This window comes from Sulfurospirillum multivorans DSM 12446, assembly GCF_000568815.1.
GTDB classification, from domain to species: Bacteria; Campylobacterota; Campylobacteria; order Campylobacterales; family Sulfurospirillaceae; genus Sulfurospirillum; species Sulfurospirillum multivorans.
Genome location: NZ_CP007201.1, coordinates 294,793 through 308,825 on the forward strand (window position 1 = coordinate 294,793; position 14,033 = coordinate 308,825).

Annotated in this window: 14 protein-coding genes; 8 read left to right on the top strand and 6 right to left on the bottom strand. The window is 39.8% G+C overall.

Translation table 11 applies throughout. The features are described 5' to 3' along the window. Positions 1 to 74 precede the first annotated feature (74 nt). Entirely contained in the window at positions 75 to 2,321 is a 2,247-nt protein-coding gene (gene bamA, locus SMUL_RS01550) for an outer membrane protein assembly factor BamA (RefSeq protein WP_025343506.1), read from the top strand. A gap of 61 nt (positions 2,322 to 2,382) precedes the next feature. On the opposite strand, the gene SMUL_RS01555 is transcribed toward bamA, so the two are convergent. The 6 genes from SMUL_RS01555 to plsY form a co-directional block, all read right to left on the bottom strand. After that, a complete protein-coding gene (locus SMUL_RS01555) occupies positions 2,383 to 3,849 on the bottom strand; it encodes a Ppx/GppA phosphatase family protein (protein WP_025343507.1) in 1,467 nt (488 codons plus the stop codon). After that, a complete protein-coding gene (locus SMUL_RS01560; RefSeq protein WP_025343508.1) occupies positions 3,849 to 4,100 on the bottom strand; it encodes a YfhL family 4Fe-4S dicluster ferredoxin in 252 nt (83 codons plus the stop codon). The genes SMUL_RS01555 and SMUL_RS01560 overlap by 1 nt, the downstream gene beginning before the upstream one ends. 66 nt (positions 4,101 to 4,166) lie before the next feature. Then, on the bottom strand, positions 4,167 to 5,477 hold the full coding sequence (locus tag SMUL_RS01565) for a sensor histidine kinase (protein WP_025343509.1): 1,311 nt from the start codon (positions 5,475 to 5,477) through the stop codon (positions 4,167 to 4,169). Beyond that, entirely contained in the window at positions 5,456 to 6,127 is a 672-nt protein-coding gene (hsrA, locus tag SMUL_RS01570) for a homeostatic response regulator transcription factor HsrA (protein ID WP_012856039.1), read from the bottom strand. Before hsrA ends, SMUL_RS01565 begins: the two co-directional genes overlap by 22 nt. Positions 6,128 to 6,206: 79 nt before the next feature. Continuing rightward, the gene (locus SMUL_RS01575) at positions 6,207 to 6,542 is read right to left on the bottom strand and encodes a dihydroneopterin aldolase (protein WP_025343510.1); all 336 of its coding nucleotides are present in this window, start codon (positions 6,540 to 6,542) and stop codon (positions 6,207 to 6,209) included. Continuing rightward, positions 6,542 to 7,168, bottom strand: coding sequence for a glycerol-3-phosphate 1-O-acyltransferase PlsY (plsY, locus tag SMUL_RS01580; RefSeq protein ID WP_025343511.1), 627 nt, complete (start codon positions 7,166 to 7,168; stop codon positions 6,542 to 6,544). The genes SMUL_RS01575 and plsY overlap by 1 nt, the downstream gene beginning before the upstream one ends. 100 nt (positions 7,169 to 7,268) lie before the next feature. On the opposite strand from plsY, the gene nadA reads away from it, so the two are divergent. From nadA to lpxC, 7 genes are all read left to right on the top strand, one after another. Continuing rightward, positions 7,269 to 8,261 (top strand): quinolinate synthase NadA, encoded by a 993-nt coding sequence (nadA, locus tag SMUL_RS01585; RefSeq protein ID WP_025343512.1) that lies wholly within the window; start codon positions 7,269 to 7,271, stop codon positions 8,259 to 8,261. After that, positions 8,258 to 9,088 carry a carboxylating nicotinate-nucleotide diphosphorylase gene (nadC, locus tag SMUL_RS01590; RefSeq protein WP_025343513.1) on the top strand — a complete coding sequence of 277 codons (831 nt, stop codon included), beginning with the start codon at positions 8,258 to 8,260 and terminating at the stop codon, positions 9,086 to 9,088. Before nadA ends, nadC begins: the two co-directional genes overlap by 4 nt. 16 nt (positions 9,089 to 9,104) lie before the next feature. After that, entirely contained in the window at positions 9,105 to 10,163 is a 1,059-nt protein-coding gene (gene flhB, locus SMUL_RS01595) for a flagellar biosynthesis protein FlhB (RefSeq protein ID WP_025343514.1), read from the top strand. Positions 10,164 to 10,225: 62 nt separating this feature from the next. Further along, positions 10,226 to 11,170, top strand: coding sequence for a DHH family phosphoesterase (locus SMUL_RS01600; protein WP_025343515.1), 945 nt, complete (start codon positions 10,226 to 10,228; stop codon positions 11,168 to 11,170). Further along, the gene (gene pgp6, locus SMUL_RS01605; RefSeq protein ID WP_025343516.1) at positions 11,167 to 12,537 is read left to right on the top strand and encodes a peptidoglycan metallopeptidase Pgp6; all 1,371 of its coding nucleotides are present in this window, start codon (positions 11,167 to 11,169) and stop codon (positions 12,535 to 12,537) included. Before SMUL_RS01600 ends, pgp6 begins: the two co-directional genes overlap by 4 nt. Continuing rightward, positions 12,534 to 13,127 (top strand): septum site-determining protein MinC, encoded by a 594-nt coding sequence (minC, locus tag SMUL_RS01610; RefSeq protein WP_025343517.1) that lies wholly within the window; start codon positions 12,534 to 12,536, stop codon positions 13,125 to 13,127. The genes pgp6 and minC overlap by 4 nt, the downstream gene beginning before the upstream one ends. After that, complete coding sequence (gene lpxC, locus SMUL_RS01615; protein WP_025343518.1) at positions 13,124 to 14,008, top strand: UDP-3-O-acyl-N-acetylglucosamine deacetylase; 885 nt, start codon at positions 13,124 to 13,126, stop codon at positions 14,006 to 14,008. The genes minC and lpxC overlap by 4 nt, the downstream gene beginning before the upstream one ends. Positions 14,009 to 14,033 lie beyond the last annotated feature (25 nt).

Sequence of the window (14,033 nt, forward strand, 5' to 3'; positions counted from 1 at the left end):
TTAATAGGCACTTAATTCTAGAGATGGTATTATATTCAAAATATCTAAAAAAATAAATTCTAGGGCTGATCAGTATGAAAAAAATAACTGCGTTGTCTCTTGTTGTCGCGACTGCTTTGTGTGCGGCTCCGTTAAAAAACCTTCAGTTTGATGGTTTGATCCATCTTTCACCAGAGATGGCTTCAGAGATGATCGATATGAGAGCCGGTGACTCTGTCGATATGGAAAAAATCGATAAAGCAGTAAAAACGCTTTACAAACAGAACTATTTTGAAGATGTTTGGGTCGAAGAGGTGAGCGAAGGTGCTCTGTTGATCCATGTGAAAGAAAAACCCGTTATTGCTAAGGTCGATTTTTTAGGCATTAGTGAGAGCGACAAAGATGAGATGAATAAACTTGCAGGCATCAAAAAAGGTGAAGTTTATGATGCTGAACGAGCAGAACTCTCCAAACTCAAAATTATCAAGTTTTATGAAGACAAAGGGTATTTTGATACCGTTGTTGAGATTAAAACGACTTCGCTCAGTGAAAAACTCTCTATGTCATTGGATTTTATCATTAACCGCGGTGAAAACGTTGTGATTAAAAACGTTACCTTATGCGGTACAAAAGAGCTGGATTATGATGATGTTGAGCCTAATATCGCCAATAAAGCTGCAGAGTGGCTTCCTTGGATGTGGGGCTTTAACGATGGAAAGCTGAGAACCAGTGATTTAGAGCATGATTCTGCGCGTATTAAAGATACCTATATGCAAAAAGGTTACTTGGACTGTGAAGTGAGTCAACCTTTCTTAAAAACCTACCTCGATAGTTATACCGCTGATCTTGTTTACAGTATCAGTGAAGGCGAACAGTACAAAGTGGGTACGATTGCGATTGAAATTCCAGAAGGGTTTATCGATAGCGATGAAGTGATTAAAGCGATGTTCCTTCAAAATGGAAAAGTCTTTAACGTTGCAAAACTTCGTAAAGATATGACACTGATTGAGACCAAGGTCGCGGATCAGGGGTATGCGTTTGTGAAAATTGTTCCGGATGTTAAAAATGACAAAGCAACACACATTGCAAACATTACATACCGTGTTATCCCGGGTGAAAAAGTGTATATCAACAATGTCAGAATCGCAGGCAATAGCCGAACGATTGATAGGGTTGTCAGACGCGAAGTTTACTTAGCCAATAATGATCTTTATAGCAGAACCGATGTTACCGATACAAAAAGTGCGCTTAAGCGAACAGGGTATTTTGAAGATGTTGAGATCAAAGAAGAGCGTTTGAGTAAAAACTCTATGGACTTAGTCATCAATGTCAAAGAGGCTTCAACAGGTTCAATCGGTGGTGGTATTGGTTATGGCTCATCCGATGGACTTTTGTTGAGTGCGAGTGTGTCTGATGGCAATATCTTTGGTTCAGGCTTGCGAGCTGGTATTGATGTGGAAAGAAGTGATAGTGAGCTTAATGGTGCACTTTCTTTAAGTAACCCACGCCTTTTTGACTCTGTGTACAGCCTTAGTGGTAAAATTTATGCCGCCGACAATGACTACGACTATTATGATGAAGAGCGATACGGAATTAACATTGTTTTAGGGCGTAAAATTGCACGTAACTGGGGTGTTTCAATAGGGTATATTATTGAGCAAAACAAACTCTCTGATGTGGATGACAGCGTTGATCCCTCTTTGTATACCACGGAACGAACACTTAAAAGTTCGGTTGTTCCAGGTATCTCGTTTAACAATACCGATGACTACTACCTTCCACGTAGTGGTATCGCTGCAAGCAGCAGTTTAGAGATTGCAGGATTGGGTGGTGATGAGAAGTTTATGAGCAGTGTCAATAAATTTGCAACCTATTACGGTCTGCAAGATTTGATCGATTATGATTTGATTTTACGTTACAAAGCTCAGTTCAAATACCTTGCCATCAATGATTCAGATGAAATATACTCTTACGGTGAGAAGTACTATATGGGTGGTGTTAGAACCATTCGTGGTTATGAGTCTAACTCCATTTCTCCAAGAGGGACTCTAAAAACGACTGATGAGCCTTTAGGTGCGCTTGTTGGTGGTAACACAATGCTCATTAATACCGTAGAAGCGAGCTTCCCATTGATCGAACGTCTTAAAATGCGTGCCGCAATCTTTTTTGACTATGGTATGATCGGTGAAGATAATTTAAATATTAAACGCGGTGGTACAGGTATTGCGCTTGAATGGGTTTCTCCATTAGGACCGATTGGGCTTATCTTTGCACAGCCGGTTATGGATGAAGCAGGGGATGAAAAAGCATCCTTTGAATTTACCATCGGACAGAAATTCTAATCTTACATGTAACCAAGGAAAGCGTCTCTTTCCTTGGTCTTCTTCGCTTCAACTTCCTAAATTACTTAATAATAATCGCAAAAGAGGCTGGTTTAATCAGTTGCTTAATCTGTTCACGTGCTAAAAAAAGTCTTTTCTCTGCTTGAATAGTGAGAGTATGATTTTGGTAGCTAAAGGAAATTTTGCTGCGACGCATATCGCTGTTAATGGCTTTGGCTAACGAGAGAATGAAGCTGAGCCATTGCACGGTTTGCATATCGGGCAAAAGGGTTTTATAAAGCGTCATATCCTCTTGTGTTGGAAGTTTGTTGACGTGGTATTTAATCAACATCGCAATGAGAATTTTTTGTTCATGCGAAAAGCCGTAGTTGAGGTTATTTAAAATAAAGTAGAAACTGTGCAGATGATTTTGATAAAACCCTAGCTTTGTGCCTATGTTATGAAGTTCTGCGGCGACACCCAGTTCGTATTTAAAATGCTCGGTCATGCCATGAAGTGGTGATAGTGTTTCAAAAAGAAGGTGCGAAACCCTTTTAATATAAAGATTGTCTTCTTCCATCAGTGAAAAACGATCTTTAAAACTGCGAAGGCTGAGTTTAAAATCAGCGCTAAATTTATGATGGTGGGAGCGTAAAAGATCGCATAAATAAGCCCCTTCTCTGATCCCCGCACCACTGGTGATCATTGTTTTGCTGGAGAGCTTTTGCAAGATAGACTGAAAGATTATGCACCCTTCGCGCATCGTATCAAAGCGATCTTTACGCACACCCAGATTCTTGAGTCCCAAAACATCGGAACTGACGATAGCATTGACCAAAGAGGTGTGCGAAGCGATCTCATACTCAAAGCCATGCACCGTTTTAAGCGGATAATTGGTGCGTTCCATAATGATCTTAGAAAGCGATCTTAATGTTCCCCCAATACCAATCATATCGTTACATGTAAAACGCTCTGGAATCTTTTCAATGGCTTCATTGATAAAAGCACGAATTTTTTCCAAAGGTATTTTTTTATCAAAAAAGAGCTCTTTGAGTCGGACAGTGCCAATATTAAGTGAGATCGTTTCAACAATCAGACCATTTTCAATCTTAGCAAGCTCCGTTGAGCCTCCACCAATGTCAATCGTCACAGCATCGTGGATCTCTTTAAGGTAGTTAAGCGCTCCAACAGCGCCATAATATGCCTCTTTCGTTCCTTCAATAATTTTAATGTTGATATTAAGCTCATGATGGACTCTGTTAATAAAAGCATTGGCATTGGGGGCATCACGAAGTGCAGATGTGGCAATGCAAAGCACTTTGTTGCACTTAAACCCTTTAATGATGTGCCCAAACTCTTCAAGTGCCGTAAAAGCGCGATTCAGTGCAGGTTCTTGCAGTACGCCATCAAAGTTGTAAGCACCTTCTCCAATGCGTACACGACTCTTGGTCTCATTAATCAAATGGAACGCAAAACGGCTGCTTTTTTCAAAGATTGCCATTCTTGCAGAGTTGGATCCTATATCAATAATGGCTGTGCGTTTAGACATTAAAGGTCGCTATTAAGCTGTTCGTATTTTAGCTTTAGCTCTTCAACGCTTTCGATATTATCGGGGTCTGCAACGATGCACTCAACAGGGCACACAGAGATACAAGCGGGCTCATCATAGTGACCAACACACTCTGTACACACATCAGGATCAATGATATAAATAGGATCAGACTCCTCAATTGCTCCATTGGGGCATTCATCGCGACACGCGTCACACGCGATACACTCTTCCGTGATCATTAAAGACATGCTTGTTTTCCTTATTTAAGTCAAATTTATTGACGAGTTTATACACTAAAAATACTTTAACGAAATTTAAAGAGAACGTTTGCGAAGAGGAAGTAAGAGTGTAGCAACCGTTCCTTGCCTATCTTCCCTGTTTTTTAATGTGATTTTTGCCCCAATAGCATCGGCGGCATTCTTTGCAAGGAACAGTCCAAGCCCTGCACCTGTTTGATTTCCATAGCGTTTAAACGGTGCAAAAAGATCTTTACTCTCATCAATACCAATCCCTTCATCAATCACATGTACCACAAAACCCTCTTTTGAAAGGAGTGCTTGAATCGTGATATTTCCGTGCTTTGGCGTGAATTTGATTGCATTTTGAACAAAATTCTGTAAGATATGAATCAAAAGAGTGGGTTGAAGCATCATTTTATAGCTCAAAGGTGCGATCTCTTCAATAAGATTTTTATCTTCCATCTTGGCTAAAATGGTGTAATTATTCACTTGCTCTTTTAAAAAAGCAATCAAATCAATCTCTACAGGTTTTTCAAATTGCGCCCCTTCTTGCCTACCAATCTCTAAGATATTGCTGATCATCTTGTTCATATCGTTAATCGTTTGGTTATTGCTTTTGATCGTATCGATATATTTTTCATTCTCTCTTGGTTTTAAAAGTGTTACTTCATTTTTTGTTTTCATAACTGCTAAAGGTGTTTTGAGTTCATGTGCGGCACCGATGAAGAGCTCTTTTTGAGAGTTAACAAAGATTTGAATGCGCTCAACCAGTTTATTGATACTTGATCCCAAAGGTTGAAACTCACTGGGGAGCTTTTGTGTCTCAATCATCTGTAAAAAGTTTTCATTCATATTGGCAAGTTTGTTGGTCAAAGAGCGAATGGGAAGGACTAGCATCCGAGAAAGAAAAAGCGCATAAAAAAGGATCAAGAAGATCGCGGTCAGGTTAATGCTCAAAATATTTTTAAGAATTTTATTCAGCAAAATATCGGTATTGGAAATATCTTTGGTGATAGAGATGAAGTAATGTTCGCGTTTTTCCAAAGGGTAGTAGATGGTCAGAAATTTTTGCTCATCTTTTTCACTGTGCTCAAACGAAGGGGTATTGCCTTGATTGACACGAATGGCAATGGTGACTTTCACATCGTTGGGGTTATTGATTGAACTTAAGGATGGATCAAAAATATTAATGCCCATGCGCTCAATAGAGCTGGTGCGTGAGGTAGCAATAATTTGGGCTTGTTTGGTGAGTTCTTGGGTAATATCTTCAAAAATGGAGATTTTAATGTAGTTGTAGAGGATAACGGAAAAGATTACAATCAGTGTCGCCGAAGCGGACACCAATTGTAATATAAAACTTTCTCTTATACTTTTTTGGGAAAGCAAAATCTATAACCTCTTCGTCTAACGGTCTCAATGGTTGAGATTTCCAATGGTTTATCCATTTTTTGACGAATTTGGTTAATAGCAACTTCAATAACGTTGGGTGTAACAAGCTCTGGCTCTTCCCAGATCGCGTCAAGGAGTTGCTCTTTGGAGACGATTTGGTCGCTATGGCGAGCAAGGTGTGTTAATACTTCAAACGGTTTACCTTTAAGTTCAATCTCTTGACCTTTGTAGGTAATTTTTTCTTCATCAGGATCGATCGTAAGGTCATCAATTTTGATAACATTGGTACCGCCAAAACGAAGACGAGCTTCGATACGAGCGACTAAAATATCAAAATCAAATGGTTTACGAATGTAATCATCAGCACCCGCTTTAAGGGCTTTGATTTCGCTCTCTTTGTCATCTTTTGCAGAGATAATCACTGCAGCCGTGCGTGGAGATTTTTGTTTAATGAGGTTGATAAGATCAACGCCATCGCCATCAGGGAGCATCCAGTCTGTTAAAACGAGGTCATAATTACGAATACCAATGTAGTATTCTGCATCTTTATAGTTTTCAGAGCTGTCGGTTTGGTACCCAAATTCTTGTAAGCCTTCTGCAATAGTCTTATTGAGGGTTACTTCATCTTCAACGATTAAAATTCGCATTATAAATTCCTTAGTTGCTAAAATTTAAACGGGATTATAGCATAATTTTAGCTAGATTTAAAGTTTTTTTAATTAAATTTTAATTTTGGGCGTAGTAAATCGTGTGCGAAACCCCAACTATCGCATTTGGCAAAATATCGGGTTTTAAAATTTTGAGTTTAAGTTTTGAGATTTGTGGATAGAAAACTTTAAGTTTTTGACTTAAATCCTTTAACGCATCTTCGAGTAAAAAGTAGCACATCGCGTTCATTTCAGATTCTAAAAAAGCAGAAACTTTGGCATAATCAATGAAATTATCCCCCTGATAATCATACGCAATCTTTACATGTAACGTAACCTTTTGAGGGGTGAGGCGCTCTTTTTCAAGAATGCCTACAATTGTCTCAAACGTTAAATTGTCAATATGAATCTGCATTAGACAACTTTAGATTCTTTGCCTTGAAAGAGTCGAATGATATTGGGAATGTGTTTATACACAATCAAAAATGCGATGATAAAAATCGGCGCATGGGTTTTAATCCCTTCAAGATCAGGATGCAGGATAAACGAAGAGAGAATCAAAGCACACAGTGCCAAAAGGGATGATAACGAAGAGATTTTAAGCACTTTTCCCGCGACAAACCATGTTACAAAAGCGATCAAAGTTTCAAAAGGAAGCATCACAAATAGCACACCCGCTCCTGTTGCCACGCCTTTACCGCCTTCAAATTTCAGGTAAGGACTGTAGCAATGCCCAATGACGGCAAAAATAGCGATCGCCCACAGCGTTTCGATGCTTAATCCCAAAAATTTACCAACTAATAAAAGAACAATGCCTTTCAGTGCATCTAAAACAACCGTAACAATGGCGAGTTTTTTTGCCAATACGGGATTGGTCTCTTTGAGAACTCGAAGCACATTGGTCGCCCCAATACTTCCACTTCCTGCTTCTCGAATATCTTGACCTGTAAAAAGTTTTGCTAAGAGTAAACCAAACGGAATACCGCCCACAAGATAGCTTAAAATATAAAATTGAACGTTAATATTATAGAGAAAATCCACACACAATCCTTCATTGAAATTGCCACAGTATAGCAATAATTTTGTTATTATTTCTTTAACGCTATAATAAGTTTTTTCAATAGAACGCAAGGAATTTAGGGTGGATAATTCAAAACTCAAAGCAGAAATTTTAAAACTCAAAGACGAGTTACATGTAAGCATTGTGGCCCATTTTTATCAGAAAGATGAAGTGTTTGAACTGGCTGATTTTGCAGGAGATTCGCTTCAACTTGCTCAATGGGCAGCCAAAGATAAAAATCCTTATTTGCTCTTTTGTGGTGTGGGATTTATGGGGCAAAGTGTCAAAATTTTAGCGCCCGAAAAACGCGTTTTAATGCCTAAAATCGCCTGTTGCGCGATGGCTCGGATGATTGATGTGGATTATTTTGATCAAAACGTTGCCCTTTTAGAAAAAGCAGGCATTGCCAAAGAAGACATTTTACCCGTGACGTACATCAACTCCTCGGCAGACGTGAAAGCGCGCATTGGTATGATGGGTGGGTATGTCTGCACGAGCTCCAACGCTAAAAAAATTATCACCAAAGCACTGGAGAGCAACAAGAAAATTCTCTTTGTTCCCGATCGCTGTTTGGGACAAAACATCGCCAAAGAGATGGGGCTAAAATCATGCATCGTTGGGGACGGAAGTGATCCTAAAGAAGCGGATATTTTATGCTATAACGGTTTTTGCTCGGTGCATCAACTCTTCGATGTCGATGACATCGCGTTTTACCGTGCTAAGTATCCTGGCATCCTCATCGTCACGCATCCCGAGTGCAAGCCTGACGTGTGTGATCTCTCCGATTTTGTAGGTTCTACGAGTCAGATTATTGAGTACGTGAAAAAACTTCCACTGGATCAAAAAGTTGCGATTGGTACGGAGTACAACATGATTAAGCGTTTGCGTAAAGAGAATACCTATGTGCTCTCCTCTTCAAAACCAGAGTGTCCTACGATGAATGAAACCACACTTCAAGATGTGTACAACGTGCTTCTCAGCATCAAAGAAGGTCGATTTGAGAATGAAATCATGATTTCTGAAGAGACCCGAAAATGGGCGCATGTAGCGCTGAATCGGATGTTTGAGCTATGATCAAAACATTTGTCAAAAAAGCACTTGAAGAGGATGTCGGCAGAGGAGATCTTTTTTCATTGGTCGGCAAAGACAGTTTCGCGAGTGCCAATATCATCTGTAAAGATGAGGGGATTTTTGCAGGAAAGCCTTACGTTAAAGCGCTGTGCAAGATGAATAAACTGGATGTTACCTTCTACTTTGACGATGGCGATACACTTCAAAAAGGTGATTTGGTAGCCTTAATCGAAGGCAAATCTAAAGATATTTTGCGGTGTGAACGAACAATTTTAAATCTTATGCAACACGCCAGTGGCATTGCAAGCAATGTTGCGGCGTATAAAAAAGTACTGGAAGGTTACCGTGTCAAACTGCTGGATACTAGGAAAACCAGACCGCATTTGCGCGTGTTTGAAAAATATGCCATTCGTTGTGGTGGCGGTAATAACCACCGAATGGGCTTGGATGATTGCTTGATGATTAAAGATACCCATCTGAAAACCATCGACGATCTGAATGTTTTTATTGAAGAAGCCAGAGAGAAACTTCCCTTTACATGTAAGATTGAAATTGAGTGTGAAGACGCGGAGTTTGCGAAGTTTGCGATGCAATGTGGCGCCGATATTGTAATGTGTGACAATATGTCGTATGAAGCGATCGAAGCCGTTGTTGCGTATAAAAACAGCGATTTCCCTCATGTACTTTTAGAAGCCAGCGGCAACATCACCAAAGAAAATATCGTAGCGTACGCTCAAACAGGCGTGGATGCGATTAGCAGTGGGAGTTTGATTCATCATGCTGTTTGGCTTGATTTTTCAATGAAAATCACCCATAAAACCGTAATCTAAGTAGGAATAGTGCACTGTGGCAGATGATCAAGAAAAGACGGAAGAGCCCAGTTCCAAGAAGATAGATGATGCCAGAAAAGATGGCAATGTTCCCAAAAGCCAAGATACCAACGCTTTTGTTACGTTAGTCGTGGCACTGGTTGCTTTTTTAGCGCTCTTACCGTGGATAGAATCACGCATCGTCTATCTTTATTTCTATTATCAATCCCTCATTGGCACCGAAATCACCAAAGAGGTAACCTTTCAAATTTCAATGATCTCTTTTCGAGAAGTTCTTTTTATGGTCATTCCTCTCTCCTTAGCCGTAGCTATTTCTGGAATTTTAGCCAATGTGATGCAAACAGGTTTTATTTTTACCACCAAACCACTGATCCCGGATCTTTCAAAACTGGATCCGATGAAAGGGCTAAAAAATCTTTTTTCGATGAAAAAAGCAGTAGAGTCGATTAAAATTATTATCAAAGTGAGTGTGATTTTATGGGTATGCTACTATTTTTTACTCTCGTTTACGAAAGAGCTTCCTACCGTTATCTATTTTCCACTTTATGATCAATTGGCGTGGCTAAAAGAGAAAATGCTTATTTTAATTGCCGTCATTTTATTGCTCTTTTTGGTTATCGCCTTAGCGGATTTGATGTTTGTTCGCTATAACTACTTTAAAAGTTTGCGGATGAGCAAGCAAGAGTTGAAAGATGAATACAAACAGATGGAAGGTGATCCGAAGATCAAAGCCAAAATCAGGCAGATTCAGATGCAGATGACGCGCAAACGCATGATGCAAGAGATTCCTCAAGCCGATGTCGTTATCACCAATCCAACGCATTATGCCGTAGCCATTCGTTACAACCAAGAAAAAGAGGCAGCGCCTAAAGTGATTGCCAAAGGGACAGATTACATAGCCCTTCGCATTAAAGAGATTGCGATGAATTATAATATTCAGATTGTTGAAAATCCTCCATTGGCAAGAGAGCTTTATAAAAAGTGCAATATTGGTGAGATCATTCCTGAAAATCTTTACAAGGCCGTTGCTGAAGTATTGGCGTTTGTCTACAAAAGCTCTAAAAAAATGCGCTAGGGCATCAATAACTTTTCAGCAAAAATTAAGTATAATCACTGTTTTACGAATGTGGAGTTAAAATGTATCACCAAGCGTGGAAGCGTATGCAAGACGCCAATCATATTGTTATTGTCTCTCATGTACATCCCGATGGCGATACGCTAGGGAGTGCGCTCGCGTTGTATGATGCACTGATTCGTGCAGGAAAAAAAGTAACGCACTACAACAAAAACAGTGAATTGCCACGTGTGTATGATTTTTTGCCAGGTTTCTCAAAAATAAAAAATAGTGTACCAAAGCATTTTGATCTTGTGGTCAGTTGTGATTGCTCAACCCGTGATAGGCTCAAAATCCCTCTTGGTGATTATGAGATTATCAACATTGACCATCACCTTACCAATCACTATTTTGGAGACATCAACCTTGTCGTAGATCACTTCAGCAGTGCGGGTATGGTGGTTTACGAGCTTTTAAAAGCCAATGCCATTGAAATGAGCCAAGCGTGTGCAACCTGTCTTTACACGGCAATTGCAGATGATACAGGGTTTTTTCAGTATGGCGATATGGATGAATTTACGTTTAGCATTGTGGCACAACTGGTGAAAGATGGTGCCAATCCAAAAGAGATCGCTTCTAAAGTAAAGCGCAGGGAATCACTTTCAAAGATAAGACTCTATGGGTATATGCTCAACCATTTTGACCTTTATGAAAATGGGTGTATCGCGACCATTATTTTTGATAAAGCAGCCCTAGAAGCAACAGGCGCCAAAAGAGAAGATACCAAAAATATCGTCAATATGCTCAGAAGCATTGCGAATGTCACCATTGCTATTATGATATTGGAAGAGAAAGAGGGAGGCTATAAAGTCTCATTACGCAGTAAAGATATCAATGTTTCAAACGTTGCGTTGGCGTATCAAGGAGGTGGTCATAAGACTGCTGCAGGGTTTGAAGTGCCCCTCTGTGATCCCAAAATGCTTCGAGATGAAATTGTGGAAAAAATAAAAAGGATAGACAAAGAATGAAAAAACAGAGAAAATCATCTATAGCCGCGTTTGTGTTAGGATTTATTTTTTTACTCCTCGTGGGCGGTGTTGCGTTTGTATTTAACTCCAATTTGTTTGAAAGAGAAGTCCCACAGATCGTTCTTCCCAAAGAGATAGAGTGGAATTTAAAAGATCCGATTAAAGTTCAGATAGCCGATGCAAGCGGACTTCGTTTTGTACGTGCTTCGCTTTTTGATGGTGAAAAAAGCATTATTTTAGATACCAAAGAGTTCAAATCAGCTGAAAAAATGGTTGATTTAAACCTCTCTTTCCCAAAAATGGGCTTTGGTGCGAATAAAAAAGTATTTGAGTTAAATATCGAAGCAGTCGATGGTAGCAAATGGAATTTCTTCTCTGGCAATAGTGTCAGTGCCAAATCGGTGATTAAAGTCGATACCAAAAGACCTGATGTCAATATCATTGGAAGTTCGTATAAGATTATGAAGGGTGGTGTTGCGGCGGTGATTTTTAAAGCGCAAGATGAAGCGATGAAATCACTCTACGTTGAGACGAATTTTGGTAAGAAATTTTATCCGACACCGTTTTACAAAGAGGGTTATTACATCACGCTAGTGGCATGGCCTACAAGTATCGAAAGTTTTAGTGCTTCTGTGATTGCCATAGACCGCGCAGGAAATTTAACCAAATCCCATGTGCCGTATTTCTTACAAGATAAAAAGTACAAAACATCTACGATTGCATTGGAAGATCGCTTTTTGGATGGTAAAATTGCCGATTTGATTGCGGAGATGGCACCTGAACGCTCATCCCTTACCAAACTAGAGAAATTTAAATTTGTTAATGAAGATATGCGCAAAGGCAATGAAGCTAATATTTTAAAAGTAACCTCTGCCGTTCCAATAGAGCCTATTAGCGGATTTTATTTAAAACCTTTTTACCCGCTTCGCAATGGTAAAGTGGTTGCCAGTTTTGGTGATCACCGCTATTATGAGTATGAGAAGCAACCTACCAGTGAGTCATACCATCTAGGGCTGGATCTTGCCAGTAATGCACAAGCGCCCATGCAAACTTCAAACGATGGGGTCGTTGTCTTTGCGCGTGAAAACGGCATTTACGGCAATAACATCATTATCTCCCATGGTTTAGGTGTTTATTCACTGTATGGACACTGTTCTAGCTATATGGTCAAGGAGGGCGATGTGGTCAAAGCAGGAGAGTCCATTGCCAAAACAGGCTTAACAGGCTTAGCGTTAGGAGATCATCTTCACTTTGGTATGTATGTTCAAGGTGTGGATGTCAGACCCGAAGAGTGGATGGATGAGGTGTGGCTTAAAGAGAGCATTTTTAATGTAATAGAATCAGCAAAGAAGATTATGGATCGATGAAAGTAACGCAAAAAAACGTCAGAGTGTTTCATATTGAGATTGATGATGAAGCCTCTTTTTTAGACTATTTTAGAAAAAATAGCCTTCTTTTAAGGGAATTCTTTTTGCTTATAGAAGGTGAAATTACGAAGAATATTGTCTTTGTTTTAGAGCAAAGTGGCGTGTGTTATAAAGAGATCAATCAGTGTAACATTCGTTTTGGTGGTATTAAAAAAGAGGCACCAGCTCTTGAAGAAGCACCTAAAAAAGAGAAAGTTTTAGAAGTGCAACCACTAAAACAGATGCCAAAACTCAAGCTTTATGATCGTCCGATTCGTTCAGGCGAAGAGATTGTTGAGAGTTTACCGATTGTTATTTTCGGTCGCGTTAACAGCGGTGCAAAAGTCTTTTGTGAAGAGAGTATGAGTATTTATGGTATTATTGACGGATTAGTACAGTGCGATGGCGAGTATATCGTGCTGAGTGGCATGAGCCCTAGAGGTCACCTCATTTTTAATGGCGAGATCGTGGATCGGGAGATGCTCAAACTTAATGTGCTTCAAAAAATCGTTATGCGCGATAACGTTCTTGAGATAAAGGAAGTTGTGTGAAACAGACCACATTAGCCAAAGCTGTCAGCGGTGTTGGAATTGGGCTTCATAAAGGTGAGCCTATTCAAATACGCCTTGAGCCTCTTGAAGCCAATAGCGGTATTCTTTTTTACCGAAGTGATATTGGACTCTTGGTTCAAGCTTTGCCCCAAAATGTTGTGAATACGCAAATGGCAACGGTCATTGGCAATACAAGCGGCTATATCTCAACGATTGAACATCTTCTCTCTGCGGTATATGCGTATGGTATTGATAACATTAGAGTGGTTCTTGATGGTGCTGAAGTGCCCGTGATGGATGGCAGCAGTGCCAGTTTTTGTATGATGCTCGATGAAGCGGGAAAGCGAAAATTGGATGCAACCAAACAGGTTTTGATCCTCAAAAAAGAGGTCGAAGTCGCCGATGGCAAGAAATTTGCACGCGTGACGCCGAGTCTTAAACCTACCTATAACTTTATGATTGAATTTGCGCATCCTTCCATTGGGAAACAAGAGTATCACTTTGAATTTAGCAAGAAAAATTTTATTGAAGAGATAGCGCGAGCACGTACATTTGGCTTTATGAAAGATGTACAAATGCTACGTGCTCGCGGCCTTGGGCTTGGTGGCTCGTTGGATAACGCGGTTGTTTTGGATGAGACGAAGATTCTCAATCCTGAAGGGTTACGTTTTACCAATGAATTTGTCAGGCACAAGATTTTAGATGCGATTGGCGATTTATCACTCCTAGGAGCTCCTTTTTTAGGTGACTACACCTCCTTTGCAGGAAGTCACAACTTAAATCATGAGCTGACCAAAGCGATTTTAAGAGATCCAAGCAATTATGAAATTCGTACGCTAAGTGTTGAGAGAGCCCAAGAATTTGAGAAGGTGTACGCATAAAAACGGCTGTTGATATTGTTGTTAT